This window comes from Pseudomonas sp. R19M (assembly GCF_050312585.1).
GTDB classification, from domain to species: Bacteria; Pseudomonadota; Gammaproteobacteria; order Pseudomonadales; family Pseudomonadaceae; genus Aquipseudomonas; species Aquipseudomonas palleroniana.
Map to the genome: position 1 here is coordinate 166,375 of NZ_JBNPJV010000079.1, position 13,330 is coordinate 179,704.

Below are 13,330 nucleotides of genomic sequence, written 5' to 3' on the forward strand. Positions count from 1 at the left end.
GATAGCGGCAGGTCCGAACTCAGAACATTTCTTTGGGAAAAGGCGGATTCTCTGGAACCGGCATCATCACATCCCAATGTTCAGCGATCTTGTCGCCCTCCACCCGAAAGATGTCTATGACGGCGAGGCCTAAGCCGACGGGATCAAATTTGAAGTTGTGGTGCACCACCACCAGATCGCCCTCGGCCACTATGCGTTTGATCTCGGTGGTCACATTCTCTAGTCCTTTGCGGAAAGCAGTACGCATAGCTTCCTTCCCTGGAGGGACCATCTGATTGTGCTGGATGTAACCATCATGAAAGTGCTCTAGCCCGGCATCGACGTCGTGTTCGACGAAGACCTTCTGGTAGAAGTCCCGGACGATGGCTTTGTTGCGTTCTAGTTTTGCGTCGCTCATGGCTTGTTGTCCTTATTGGATTGACGAAGCAAGCTCCAGCCTAGAATGAGCGCTCCATGAGCGTCAAGATCTAAAGCTAATAATCGATTAGATTTTACAGCTTGTGCATTGATTTTTTTTCGGAAATTTTTACTTTGAACGTGTTAACTGTATGAATAGTAAGCGTTATTTAATCGTTTTTCCTATGGGTGCGGCGCTGTGTTGACGCTCTTAAAATAATCGATTATCTTCAATTGCGCTTGCGCTGCTGCAATCTCCGGTAGCGATATAACTACAATTAAGATAGAGGTCGTCGATGAAACTTTTGAGCTTTCGCGTCAACGGTGAAGCCACATTTGGCGCTATGGTTGGTGACCGGGTGGTTGATCTGAAGCCTCGTTTGTTGGGCAAGTATGCTGATCTCCGATCGCTGCTAGAGGCCGGGGCCCTGTCCGAAGCCGAGGAGGTTTTGAAAGGCGCCGAAGGCGATTACCGTACAGATGAGATTTCTTATCTTCCTGTCATCCCCAATCCTCCGAAAATCATCTGTATTGGGCTCAACTATCAGACTCATGTGGATGAGACGAGTCGGGAGCGCCCGCCAAGGCCGATGCTGTTTGCCCGCTTCACCAACAGCCTGATCGAACATGAAGGTGAGTTGCCTGCGCCTCCGGAGTCGCCTCAGCTGGATTATGAGGCGGAGATCGCGGTCATCATCGGCAAGCGCGGCCGCCGAATCAGTCAGCAAGACGCGTACGACTATGTCGCCGGTTATGCGCCTTTCAATGACGGCTCCATTCGTGACTGGATGTGGCATTCGACCCAGTGGACGCCTGGCAAGAACTTCTACCGTACGGGGGGTCTAGGACCGTGCATGACCACGCGTGGCGAAATCGCTGATGGCCAGCCTATTCGTTTGATTGCTCGCCTCAATGGCGCCGAGATGCAGAACGCGACGTCTGATGAAATGCTGTTCACTATCCCGGAGCTGATCGAATACATCTCTGAGTGGACCGAGCTCGAGCCGGGCGACATCATCGCCACCGGGACCCCGGGCGGTATCGGTCTGAAGCGTGATCCGCAGATTTTCATGAAGGACGGGGATGTCGTGGAAATCGAGATTCCGGAAGTTGGTGTACTGCGCAACTACGTTCGTAAAGAAAACGTTTGATGTTGGATGGGGAAGGCTCCCTGGACGGAGCGATACGGCATATCGCGCAAGCGATAACCGGCAAGGCCCGCTCATTGAGCGGGCCTTGTTTTTTTGCGAAGCGCTTGGGAACCTGAAGGGCTCGCAATCAATCGGGTGCGAAGACGGCCAGTTTGGCAATTGATGACGCGTCAGCACTTCTTCAGATCGAATGCCTGCGCAATGAGCCTGTAGCTATCGATCTGTGCTTCGGCTTCCGGAACGATATTGGTGATGAGGAGTTCCTGCGCACCATATTCCTCGGCTACCGCCATGAGACTCCGTTTGACGTTTTCGGCGGTGCCTATGCTCATCCGGTTGGGTGGCGCGGTAAGCGCCGGATTCTTGCGAGCCCACTCCAAGGCTGCATCCACCGAAGAAAGCGGGATCATCTGCCCACGAAAAAGATGAGCCATGTTCATGATGAAGGGCAGCGCCAGCCGCTGTGCCCGTTCGTCAGTATCAGCCGCCACGGCCATGGTGGCGACAGCGACATAAGGTTGTTCCAGGATCGCTGAAGGGCGGAACAACCTTCGGTAGTTTTGGGCAAGCCTGCGCCCTTCAGGGTTGATGAAGTCTGCGATGCAATAGGGCAAGCCGGCGCTTGCAGCCAGCCCGGCGCTGTCTGTAGACGAGCCCAAAATCCACAGTTTCGGAGGCACTTGGCCGTAGGGCAGGGTGGTGCGAAGCGCCGCCAAGCCTTCATTGGCAACCAGGTCGACGCCTTTGTCGAAGTACGCAATCAGCTCGTGGACCTGTTCGGTGAAATCGCCGTAGTTCTGTGTGTGGTCTCTGCTTCGCTGCAAGGCTATGGATGACAGACGGCCACCTCCTAGCCCACGGCCGACTCCGAGGTCAATTCGCTCTGGCGCAAGCGAAGCCAGAACGCTGAAGGTTTCAGCGACTTTATAAGGGGAATAGTGCGGGAGCATGATGCCCCCCGAGCCGATGCGAAGATGTTGCGTAACGATTGCCAGGGCGCCGATGAGCGCTTCCGGGGCTGCGCCTGCAAACGTCGGGGAGGCGTGATGCTCGGCAATCCAATAACGGTAAAAACCCAAGTCGTCGCAAGCTTTGGCCAGCCCGAGCGTATTGCGTATCGCATCAGGTGCCTTCTCGCCATGAAGAATCGGGGATTGATCGAGCACGGACAGTTTCATCGGCAATTTCCTTGCAAGAGCATGAGGCGCCTCGCTTCGCTAAGCGAGCAAATGGTAGGGCTGGAATGGCGTCTGACTTGCCGCCAGATGACCAGCGTTTCACGACTTTCTCACTATTCCCGGCGAATCGCATGCTAGGAGATAATGCTCGCTTAGTCTATGTAATCGATTTTTTAAAAATCGAATTTTTACAGTTTTATTGATTGATAGGCTATGGTTTGCTAACAAATAATCGATTATATTTAAGCCTTGATGTGTTGGTACGACGCCGGGCAAGCCTGCCAATCAGACCCGTCGGCCAGTTTGCCAATCATAATAAGAGGCGCATGCATGATAGGTTCGAGCCCTCAGGCCTGGGTAATGCCAGGCGCGTTTTCCGCGATGTTGTGCATCAGCCTGCCGCTCCCCTGCATGGCGGCAGTGTCGTCAACACATTCATGGCTGAAGACCTCGGCTGGGACAAGCAGACGCTGGGCCTGCTGACGGCCCTCAATATTCTGGCCGGTGCGCTGGCCGGTGGCGTCGCGCTGGCGAGCCTGGCATTAACGGGGTCGCGGCCATCACGCTGTACTTCTCGTCTGCCCCGCGCTTGGTACCGATAAACCGAGCCGGAATCACCGCGATGCTTGAAATGGGCGTCGCTATCAGAATCAACAATGCGAGCGAATAAACCGATGGCCATCACCGGACTGGATTTCAGCCACCTCGGCTTGTACGTCAAAGACCTCGACAAGCAGACCGATTTCTACACTCGCGTGCTCGAATTCACCGTGACCGACCGGGGCACGCTGCCCGGTCCAGGCGGCACGCCGGTGCGCCTGGTCTTCATGAGCCGCAATCCCGAAGAACATCATCAGCTCGTATTCGCCGAGAGCGTGGAGCCGAGCGGGGTGTTCACCAAGCTGATCAACCAGCTTTCGCTGCGCGCCGACGGCTTGGGGACATTGAGAACGCTTCACGAACGATTCGTTGCCGAAGGGCTGGAGCGCATCGAGGCGGCCATTACCCACGGTAATGCGCTATCGGTATACGCACTCGATCCGGAAGGCGTTCGTCTGGAGTGCTACATCGATTTGCCCTGGTACGTGGATCAGCCATTCAGGGTTCCGGTCGATTTTGCCATGAACGACGAGACACTGATGGCGCATCTGGAATCTCATGCCAGCTCCCTCCCAGGGTTCAAGCCGAGGGCGGAATGGGTGCAGGAGATGAAAAAGCGAATGGGAATTGAGGCTTGACGCTGTGCCGGTGGCACGCCGCTGCAGTTGAGCAGCGGCTGGCCGGTCGCATCTTGCTGACCGCAACGAGATGTCTCTAGCGCTTAGGCAAGATGGGCGAGACAGACTGTTTGGTGGGCTGAAGCCCACCCTACATCACCCGTGACGACGGCAGACTTCAGAGCACTTCCTAGGATGGGCCTGACGGCGATCCGCCTAGCTAATCGATAGCGTGTCAGAGCGCTCCGAGCTGGCTCTCCATGACCTGCTGACGCAGCCCCAAGGACGCGCGGTAGCGCGGATCGCCGGTGGCCTGGGAGAGCGCGTCCAAAACGTCGAGCAGGGTCTGAGTACCGATCTGCTCGGCCCATTCGAACGGGCCGACCGGGTAGTTCACGCCTAGACGCATCGCTTTATTGATAGATTCTGTTTCGGCGATCTGCTGCAACTTACCTTCGAAGGCTTCGTTGACCAGCATTGCCAGGGTGCGCATTACGATCAGCCCAGGCCGGTCCGCAACGCGAGACACGGCAAAGCCAGCCGCCTGCAGCGAGCCGATCAAGGTCTGCCATGTCGTCTGAGCAACGTTGGACGATCCGGTAATGGCAATGCGGGTGGCTTGCGGATCGGTGACCAGGTCATAGAGCACAACCGGCTGACCGCAGCTCAGTGCATGGCTGACCGCGGCTTTACCGTCCGTTCGGATGATGCGTACGTTGCCCACCTGCCACTGCTCGCCAGCGAGGATTCTCTGGCGCACGCTCGTGTCATCGTCTCCCTCGTTACTCATGCCTGGCTCGGTCGCGGGCTGTGGTTTCTCGGTTCCTTCGGCATGGTCGTAAAAACCGCGCCCGGATTTGCGCCCCAGCCAGCCGGCATCCACCATGTCCTTCTGTAACAGCGATGGGCGATAGCGTGGGTCCTGGTGGTAGGCGTTGAAGACGGACTGAGTGACTGCGTAATTGACGTCATGGCCGATCAGGTCCATCAGGGTGAACGGGCCCATGCGGAAGCCCGCGCACTCGGTGAGCAGGGCATCGATGGTGACGACGTCGGCGAAGCCTTCTTCCAGCACGCGTAGCGCCTCGGCGTAGAAGGGGCGGGCCACCCGATTGACGATGAAGCCCGGGGTCGATCGGCAATGCACCGCCGTCTTGCCCCAGGCGTTGGCTGCATCAAAAACCGTCTGCGCCACGGCCTTTTCGGTCGCCGCACCGGAGACCACTTCCACCAGTTTCATCACCGGCGCAGGATTGAAGAAATGCATGCCCACCAACCGCCCCGGGTGCTGAAGCACCGAAGCAATCGACGATACGGAAATGGATGAGGTGTTGGTGGCGAGGATGGCGTGCGCTGCGACCACTTCCTCGATCTGCTTGAACAGTTGCTGCTTGATCTCAAGGTTCTCGACGATCACTTCGATGCACAGCGATGCCTCGGCAAAGGCGGCGATACTTTCCACGGGCTTGATGTTGCCGACGATGGCATCGCGCTTGACCGCCTCCATCTTGCCCTTGGCGACCAATGCATCGAGCCCCTTGGCGACATTCTGCAGGCCATGCTCGGCAGCACCGGCAAAAGCATCGAACAGCAGGACGCGATGGCCTGCGCTCGCTGCGACCTGGGCGATGCCGGCGCCCATGGTGCCGGCGCCGGCCACGGCGATAATTGCATCGGATGTAAGTGCTGTCATGATGCGTCACCCTGATTCCCGTCGCGGATCTGGGCAGCCACTACGGCGCGCCGCGCCGGGGCATAGGCTGGCGTACCGAAGGTTTCGAACAGCGCACGGGTGATATCATGGTGATGGGCCAGACCACCGCGCAGGGTGCGCTCGATGGGGCCGTCGGCATAGCCCAACCCCAGGCGACAGGTGAGGTCGATGGCTTCCTGGGTCGCCAGACCTTCGTCCAGAAAACGCAGCGCGGCGTTGTACTTGGGGCGCACCAGGCGATCGATGATGCGGCCCGGCTGGTCGCTGCATACGGCTACGGTCAGGCCGGCCGACTCGAAGAGCGCCTTGGCCGCTGCCAGCGCCTGCGGCAGGGTGTTCTTTTGTTTGACCAGTTCGACCAGCTGGGACGGCGCGTCACCGCTGTTTCGGTAGCGGGCGAAGCCTAAAACGTTGCTCCCTTCTTCACCGGCGCTTTCTCCGGTGTGGGCGCCCAGGGACTCGTTGCCCAACTCCACCAGGATGGCGGCCTTGTCGCTGTCGGCTTCCAGGATGCTGGCGCCCAGGAAGACCAGTATCTCGGCCTCGGTCGGCTCCGTCGCGTTGCGCAGGAAGTCGTCTCCGGCAGGAAAGGAGCGGCTCTCGCCCTTGCTGACTATTGCATAATTCATAGTGCTGCTCTCTGTTTTGATGGCGCGCAATCAGCGCGAAGGGATTCAAGCGATCGGTGGCATACACCGACTACGACGCCATTGAATCGACTTGCTACGCGCCAAACATGGCGTTGCCTTCATAGTTATAGAAACCGCGGCCTGACTTCCGGCCGAGCAGCCCGGCAGCCACCATGCGCCGCAACAGCGGAGGCGCAGAAGCTCGTGGGTCGAGTGTGATGGGATAGAACGCCTCGCATAGCCGCACCTGGGTGTCCAGGCCGACCAAGTCGATCAGCTCCAGCGGTCCCATCTTGTAACCCAGAGCGGTCTTGATGGCGTTGTCGATATCAGCGGCGTCAGCGACCCCGGCTTCTACCGCGCGGATGGCGTCGTTGTTGAACGGCACCAGCAGCGCGTTGAGGATGAAGCCGGGCTTGTCCTGCGTCTGCACGGGGATCTGCCCACAGGCCTCGGTGAACTGCCAAGCCGTCTGGAAAGTGGCGTCCGAGGTGAGAATGCCCGGCGACATTTCGATCAGCTTCATCAGCTGCGCCGGCAAGCAGAAGTGCATGCCAACAACTTTGTCCGGGCGCGGGAAGGCGGAGGCGATTTCCGTGATCGACAGGGTCGAGGTGTTGGAGGCGATGATGCAGTGCTCCGGCACTACCTTGCCGAGCGACTCGAGCAGTCCATGCTTGACTGATAGTTCTTCGAACACCGCTTCGATTACCAGATCGCAGTCGGCGAGATCATCTACGCTCGTCGTCACGCTCATGTTGGCGAGGACCTGGTCGCGTTGCGCCTGGCTCATCTTGCCGCGCTCTACAGACTTGTTGAAGAACGCCTCGGTGTTGGTGCGCGAGCGGGCGAGCATCTCTTCGGAACGATCGAGTGAAAGGGTTCGGAAGCCTGCGCGCGCCGCGACGATCGCGATGCCGGCGCCCATGGTGCCGCCGGCTCCGCAGACCGCGACGGTTTTGATTGGCGTGTTGTTGGGCGTAGTCATTTTTGGATGAAACTCCTGCCGATCAGTTGGCGGTGTATCTGGTTGGTGCCTTCCCAGATCTGGGTAATCTTGGCGTCGCGCATCAACCGCTCTACGCGATAATCCTTGCAATAGCCGTAGCCGCCCAGCATCTGCACCGCCTCGGTGGTCATGCGCATGGCGAGGTCTGAGGCACGCAGCTTGGCCATGGACGCTTCCATGCCGAAATCCGTGGCGCCGCCATCGATCAGGCGCGCCAGGTAGTCGAGCCAGCTCTCGGTCATCGCCAGGTCAGTGGCGAGGTCTGCAAGGGTGAACTGGTTGCCCTGGAATTCGATGATTCGCCGCCCGGACTGCGTGCGTTCATTGATGTAATTCACCATGTCCTTGAACGCGGCGCGGGTGATGCCGAGCGCATGTGCAGCGATGCTGGGGCGGGATTTGTTGAGTGAGGCCAGTAGGATGCGCAGCCCGTCGCCCGGCTCGCCGATCAGATTGGTACGAGGGACGCGACACTCATTGAAATTAATGGCGGCGGTGGAAGAGGCCTTGTGACCCATCTTGTTCTCCAGTCGACCCACTTCGAAACCCGGGGTGCCTTTCTCGAACACCAGTACGGAGATGGCTTTCTTGGGGTCTTCGATGGTGCTCCATTTGCCGAACAGCAGGATCAGATCGGCGCGGTCGCCGTTGGTGATGAACAGCTTGCTGCCGCTGATGATGATGTCGTCGCCGTCTGGGGTAAACGACGTTTTCATCCCCGTCGCGTCGGAGCCCGAGCCCGCTTCGGTGATGGCCAGCGCGCCCAACCCGCCTTCGGCGATACGCGGCAGCAGGCGCTGCTTCTGCTCTTCGTTGCCGAAATCGATCAGCGGCTTCATGCCGTGGAAATTGGTGGCGTAGATGATCCCGGTCGAGGCGCAGGCTTCGGAGATGATCTTGACCACTTCAAGATAGACCCGATAAGCCGAAGGAAAGCCGCCGTACGCCTCGGGTACGAAGATGCCGTTGAGCATCAGCTCGTTGAGGGCATCGAGGCTCTTCTGGGGAAACTCGGCTTTGGCATCGGCATGCTCGGCGTTGGGTGCGATGATGTCATTCGCAACGCGTTGTACCTGCTCGAGCACCATATGCTCTTCCTCGCTCCAGTTCCGCGAGCGAGCCAATTGTTCGAACACCTTCATGGGTTTCTCGCTTTAGTGGTTAATCCCTTGGCCGCCATCGATATAAATCGTCTCTGCGGACAGAAACCCGATGTTTTCGCTGAACAGTGCGCCAACCAATCGCGCCACCTCATCGACCTGTCCGGGGCGGGCAATCGGGATACGTTTGGAAAGCCAGCCGCGTACCTTTTCCTTGCTGAGGTAGTCGCGGTTCAGGTCGGTCTCGATATAGCCGGGCGCCACGTTGAGCACGCGAATGCCATCTTTCGCCCACTCCACCGAGAGGCAGCGGGTAATGGCGCCGACGGCAGCCTTGGAGGCGCAGTAGGCGACGTTGTCCACTACGCCGAGTTTGTCGAAAAAGGAGCCGATATTGACGATCAGCGATTGTTCGTTCTCGGCCAGATGTGGGTAGGCCTGCTGACAGACCATCAGTACGGCAGTGGTATTGATGCGCATCGTCTGCTCGAAATCCGCGACCGGCAGCGTTGCAGTCGGCACGGCGGCATGGGCGCCGGCGCAGTTGATCACCCCGCTGATCGTGCCGTTGGCGGCCACTTCGGCCACGGCATGGGCGACCGATTGCTCGTCGCAGACATCACAGGCAATGCCGTACCCTGCGGGTACCTCGCCCGAGCGGGACAGCCCGGCCACGGTATATCCGCGCCGTGCGAGCTCGCTAACAATCGCTGCGCCGATACCTCGGCTGGCGCCCGTGACCAGAATCTGTCCGTCAGCCATCTCTGAACTCCGCTGTGCGTTTTTCCATGAATGCAGCCATGCCTTCCTCGGCATCGCGGGTGCGATAGGCGAGGGTGGACAGGTCCGCTTCGATCTTCAGGCCTTCGTGGATCGGATGATCCAGTGCGCGACTCACCGCCTCGCGGGCGAAGTGGCTGGCTGCGAGGCTGTAGCCGGTGAACTCGGCGGCTAATGCCAGTGCCGCTTCAAGCACGTCGCCCTCGGCCAGCCGATTGAACAGGCCGATGCGCTCGCCTTCCTCGGCACCCACGGTGCGGCCGCTCAGGATCATGTCCATCGCGCGGGCTTCGCCCACGACACGGGGCAGGCGTTGGGTACCGCCGTAGGCGGGGATCAGCCCCAGCTTGATTTCCGGCAGGCCGACCTTGGCCCGCGCGGTGGCGATGCGAAAGGTGCAGGCCAGCGCCAGTTCCAGGCCGCCGCCAAAGGCGTAGCCGTGGATGGCGGCGATGGACACGAAGGGCAGGGCGGCCAGCTTGGCGAATACCGCCTGGCCCATTTCGGCGCCGCGCTTTTGCGACAGCAAGTCGCGGTTGCGCAGCTCCTCGATATCGGCCCCTGCGCAGAAAGCCTTTTCGCCTGCGCCGACTACGATCAGGGCGCGTACGGGCATCGCGGCGGCTCTGTTGAGTGCTTCGTCGATCTCCTTGAGCAACGCAAAGGAGAGCGCGTTGAGCTTCTCCGGCCGGTTCAAGGTCATCACGGCGCATTCGCCGTGCTGGCTGATTTCCACAGGCATGCTGGCTACCTCAATGGCCGAAGCGGGACGGGTTGGCTTTGCGCTTTTCGGCGAAAGCGGAGGCCAGCTCGTCGTGCTCATCGGTTTTCAGGTAGGTGGTGAGCAACAGGTCATGAGCCATGCGCGAGAGACCGGAAACGCCACCGTGACGGGCATTGAACGCCGCCTTGATCGACGCCAGGGCGAAAGCGCCGCGCTCGGCGATTTCGAGGGCGAAGAGGCGGGTCTCCTCGGCCAGCCGGTCGTCCGGGACGACCTTGTTGATCAGCCCGATCTCCAGCGCCTGTTGGGCGGTTATCTTGGGATTGCGGTACCAGATTTCCTTGGCTCTTTTCTTGCCGACCAGGTCTTCGAGATACCAGGTGCCGTAGCCCGCATCGAAGGAACCCACCATCGGACCGACCTGTCGGAACACGGCGCTTTCCTTGGCAATGGTGCAGTCGCAGACCATCTGCAGTACGTTGCCGCCGCCTACCGCGAAGCCGTTGACCGAGGCGATCACCGGCTTCTGTAGACGGTCGATGGCTTCGTACATTTCCAGGGTGGGCAAGGTGCCGGCGTACAGCGTGCTGTCTTCCATGCCGTCCTTGCGCCCGCCGACGCAGAAGAACTTGTCGCCCGCGCCTGTGATGACGATGACCCGTGTGCGGGTTTCGCGGCGGATGCTCTCGATACAATCGCGGATTTCGTGGCACATCGTCACGTTGAACATGTTGCCGTCGTCCGGACGGCTCAGGGTAATGGTGCCGATGGGACCGTCTTCTTCGTAGATGATGGTTTCGAAGTTCATATGTTTGCCTCGCTTAGATGACGCCGTTCGCGCGAAGCGCGTCCAGCTGTAAAGGCTCATAGCCCAGCAGATCGATCAAGATCGTTTCGGTGTGCTCGCCAAGATCGGGCGGAGGGCGGCGCGGGTAGTTGGACTGGCCGTCGATGCGCATTGCGGTGCCCACCTGTGGGATTCGGCGGTTACCTTTCTGAATGTTGTAGAAGAGGCCACGCTCCAGCATCGTTTCGTCGGTGACGACTTCGTCTACGCGATTGATTGGGCCGGACGGGATGCGCGCTTCGCGAAACAGGGCCAGCCAATGCTCACGCGGCTGGGTGATGAGGATTTCCTGAATGGTCGTAACGATGTGTGCGCGCAGATCACGGCGATCGGCATTGCTGGCGTACTGCGCGTCTTCGATCATCTGCGGCCGATTCAGCACCTCCCAGAAGCGCTTCCAGATGTTGTCGTTGCCAAGCCCGAGGGTGATCGGTTCGTCGGCTGTCTCGAACGCCTGATAAATGGCGATCACGCTGTCCTTGCCGCCCGAGCGGCGAGGAACCTCGCCGGAGCCTAGGTAGGGCACGATGCGGCAAGTGAGAAAGCGGGTCATGGAATCGACAAGCGCGATGTCCACCAGGGCGCCCTTGCCGGTGGTGTGACGCTTGAACAGTGCCGACAACGTGGCGAAGGCGGCATCCTGACCGGCCAGCATGTCGGCCGCGGGCGTGCCCACCTTCTGTGGTTCATCGCTTATTTCGCCGGTGAGGTCCATGACCCCGGAATAGCCTTCGGCAATCAGGTCGTAGCAGGGCCAGTCGGCCCGCTCGCCTTGGATGCCGAAACCGGTGATGGAGGCGTAGACCAGCCGGGAATTGATGGCCTGCAGACTGGCATAGTCGATGCCCAGCTTTTTCGCGACCCGCGACGGAGCATTCAGGATTAGCACGTCGGCCTTGGCTACCAGCGCCTTGAGCACTTCCAATCCTTCTGGGTTGGCGTAGTCGAGGCGCACACTCTGCTTGTTGCGGTTGACGCTCAGAAACCACAGCGACTCACCATCCAGAAAGGGCGGGCCCCAGGCACGGGCGTCATCACCATGATGACGCTCGACCTTGATCACGTCCGCACCCATGTCACCTAGCAACTGCGCGGCATAGGGGCCGGCCACCGAGGTGGTGAGATCCAGCACGCGAATGCCTCGCAGGAAGTCGAAATGGTGTCCGGATTGGGCCAGAGGCAGTGCCGCAGCGGGCAAGGTGTCATTCACGGTATCGGTCATGATCGGATCCATTTGTGGGCAGAACCCTGCGTTTAGGCCAGTTGAAAGAAGTAGAAATAGCCCGCAATCACCAGGCCGGAGAACACCAGTACCAGCAGGTAGCATGATCGGACCTTGCACTGTCCATCGCCCGTCACCTGACGGCACGGGCCGCGCATATGCGTGGCGAGCAACGTGATCTTGTTTATTCATTGGGCAGGATGAGGACTTTGACGTCCTGGCGCGTGCGCAGGCGGGCAATGGCCTCGACAGCTTGCTCCATGGCGTAGCGACGATCGATCAGCGGCGAGAGATCCATACGGCCAGCGGCGTGTAGTGCGATGATCGGGTCGTAACCGCCGATGTGGCCCATCATTGCGAAGGCCGCGGCGGCCTTGCGCTGGTAGGCCAGCAGGTGGCTTGGGTTGTTGCGGACTTCCACGCCCAGGTACACCACCTTGCCCCAGGTTGCGAGACAGGCTTCGATCTCAGGCACGGTGGCGTGGTGATCGCCAGCGGCCTCGACAATGAAGTCGGCGCCTTTGCCGTGGGTCAGCTCCATGACCTGCTGCCCCGGACGGCCACCCGCTTCGCGCAGGGTACGGCTGTTGTAGACCTCGTCGGCGCCCAGCTCGCGCGCCAGTTGGCAGCGGTGATCGTCGATATCGAAGGCGATGATTTTAATCGCGCCGCTGCAACGAGCCAGGGCAACCGCCGCAAGCCCAATGGGGCCGCAGCCGAATACGGCGACTGTCGTCAGGCCTGGCTGGAAGCCGCCGGCGCGCACGAACATGCCGTTGTAGGCGATGGCGGCGGGCTCGGCGAGCGTCGCGACTTCGTACATGGCCTGTTCGTCAAAGCGTGCACGCATCGCGCCGATGGGGCGGACCTGGCGGGCTTTGGTGACGAGGTACTGGGCCATGCCGCCATTGATCGTCAGGCCGGTGAATTCGGTATGAAGACACTGATTGAACAGACCACGCTGGCAACTGCTGCAATGCAGGCAGGCCCGCAACGCCTCGACGCATACCGGGTCACCCGGGCTCACGGTCGTCACTGCCGACCCCGTTTCCACCACTTCGCCAGCGATCTCATGGCCGGGTATCAGCGGCAGATGCAGAGAATAGGGCAGGACGACGTAGCCCTCATCGTCGATGTTGCCCATGCGGATGTTCGAGTTGGCCAGGCCGACGGCACGCACACGAACGATAACATCGTCCGGTTCGGTGATCGTCGGATCGGACTGATCCTCGACATTCCACTGCGGGTTGCGCCAAGCCAGACGCGCATCCGGCGTCCACTGGCGACGGCGGTCTTCATCGCTCAGATTGGCGTTGGGCCGCGGTGCCCATTCACCGTTTAACATGAGTGCCCGCATACCGGC

The 13,330-nt window shown here is 60.0% G+C and carries 15 protein-coding genes; 3 read left to right on the top strand and 12 right to left on the bottom strand.

Translation table 11 applies throughout. The annotated features are described in order from the left end of the window. Positions 1-19: 19 nt before the first annotated feature. Positions 20-397, bottom strand: coding sequence for a nuclear transport factor 2 family protein (locus ACQRBT_RS17525; RefSeq protein ID WP_412046405.1), 378 nt, complete (start codon positions 395-397; stop codon positions 20-22). A gap of 295 nt (positions 398-692) precedes the next feature. On the opposite strand from ACQRBT_RS17525, the gene ACQRBT_RS17530 reads away from it, so the two are divergent. Continuing rightward, positions 693-1,547 (top strand): fumarylacetoacetate hydrolase family protein, encoded by an 855-nt coding sequence (locus ACQRBT_RS17530; protein ID WP_412046404.1) that lies wholly within the window; start codon positions 693-695, stop codon positions 1,545-1,547. Positions 1,548-1,717: 170 nt separating this feature from the next. Here the strand turns inward: ACQRBT_RS17530 and ACQRBT_RS17535 are convergent, their stop codons facing one another. Next, positions 1,718-2,725, bottom strand: a complete 1,008-nt coding sequence (locus tag ACQRBT_RS17535; RefSeq protein WP_412046403.1) for an MsnO8 family LLM class oxidoreductase — start codon at positions 2,723-2,725, stop codon at positions 1,718-1,720. 326 nt (positions 2,726-3,051) lie between these two features. On the opposite strand from ACQRBT_RS17535, the gene ACQRBT_RS17540 reads away from it, so the two are divergent. Together ACQRBT_RS17540 and ACQRBT_RS17545 are read left to right on the top strand one after the other, a co-directional pair. Beyond that, positions 3,052-3,327 carry a hypothetical protein gene (locus ACQRBT_RS17540; protein ID WP_412046402.1) on the top strand — a complete coding sequence of 92 codons (276 nt, stop codon included), beginning with the start codon at positions 3,052-3,054 and terminating at the stop codon, positions 3,325-3,327. 72 nt (positions 3,328-3,399) lie between these two features. Next, entirely contained in the window at positions 3,400-3,963 is a 564-nt protein-coding gene (locus ACQRBT_RS17545) for a VOC family protein (RefSeq protein ID WP_412046401.1), read from the top strand. Positions 3,964-4,177: 214 nt separating this feature from the next. Here the strand turns inward: ACQRBT_RS17545 and ACQRBT_RS17550 are convergent, their stop codons facing one another. The 10 genes from ACQRBT_RS17550 to ACQRBT_RS17595 form a co-directional block, all read right to left on the bottom strand. Continuing rightward, positions 4,178-5,635, bottom strand: coding sequence for a 3-hydroxyacyl-CoA dehydrogenase (locus tag ACQRBT_RS17550; protein ID WP_412046400.1), 1,458 nt, complete (start codon positions 5,633-5,635; stop codon positions 4,178-4,180). Continuing rightward, positions 5,632-6,285 (bottom strand): 3-hydroxyacyl-CoA dehydrogenase family protein, encoded by a 654-nt coding sequence (locus tag ACQRBT_RS17555; protein ID WP_412046399.1) that lies wholly within the window; start codon positions 6,283-6,285, stop codon positions 5,632-5,634. Before ACQRBT_RS17555 ends, ACQRBT_RS17550 begins: the two co-directional genes overlap by 4 nt. 94 nt (positions 6,286-6,379) lie before the next feature. Next, positions 6,380-7,273 (bottom strand): 3-hydroxyacyl-CoA dehydrogenase family protein, encoded by an 894-nt coding sequence (locus tag ACQRBT_RS17560; protein WP_412046398.1) that lies wholly within the window; start codon positions 7,271-7,273, stop codon positions 6,380-6,382. Beyond that, on the bottom strand, positions 7,270-8,436 hold the full coding sequence (locus tag ACQRBT_RS17565) for an acyl-CoA dehydrogenase family protein (protein ID WP_412046397.1): 1,167 nt from the start codon (positions 8,434-8,436) through the stop codon (positions 7,270-7,272). The genes ACQRBT_RS17560 and ACQRBT_RS17565 overlap by 4 nt, the downstream gene beginning before the upstream one ends. Before the next feature lie 12 nt (positions 8,437-8,448). Beyond that, positions 8,449-9,156: an SDR family NAD(P)-dependent oxidoreductase gene (locus tag ACQRBT_RS17570; protein ID WP_412046396.1), complete on the bottom strand. Its 708-nt coding sequence runs from the start codon at positions 9,154-9,156 to the stop codon at positions 8,449-8,451. Then, a complete protein-coding gene (locus ACQRBT_RS17575; protein WP_412046395.1) occupies positions 9,149-9,916 on the bottom strand; it encodes an enoyl-CoA hydratase/isomerase family protein in 768 nt (255 codons plus the stop codon). The genes ACQRBT_RS17570 and ACQRBT_RS17575 overlap by 8 nt, the downstream gene beginning before the upstream one ends. Before the next feature lie 10 nt (positions 9,917-9,926). Next, complete coding sequence (locus ACQRBT_RS17580; RefSeq protein ID WP_412046394.1) at positions 9,927-10,706, bottom strand: enoyl-CoA hydratase-related protein; 780 nt, start codon at positions 10,704-10,706, stop codon at positions 9,927-9,929. Positions 10,707-10,719: 13 nt separating this feature from the next. Further along, a complete protein-coding gene (locus ACQRBT_RS17585; RefSeq protein WP_412046393.1) occupies positions 10,720-11,967 on the bottom strand; it encodes a CaiB/BaiF CoA transferase family protein in 1,248 nt (415 codons plus the stop codon). Between the two features lie 32 nt (positions 11,968-11,999). Further along, positions 12,000-12,140 carry a hypothetical protein gene (locus tag ACQRBT_RS17590; RefSeq protein WP_412046392.1) on the bottom strand — a complete coding sequence of 47 codons (141 nt, stop codon included), beginning with the start codon at positions 12,138-12,140 and terminating at the stop codon, positions 12,000-12,002. 11 nt (positions 12,141-12,151) lie between these two features. After that, entirely contained in the window at positions 12,152-13,312 is a 1,161-nt protein-coding gene (locus ACQRBT_RS17595; protein ID WP_412046391.1) for an alcohol dehydrogenase catalytic domain-containing protein, read from the bottom strand. Positions 13,313-13,330 lie beyond the last annotated feature (18 nt).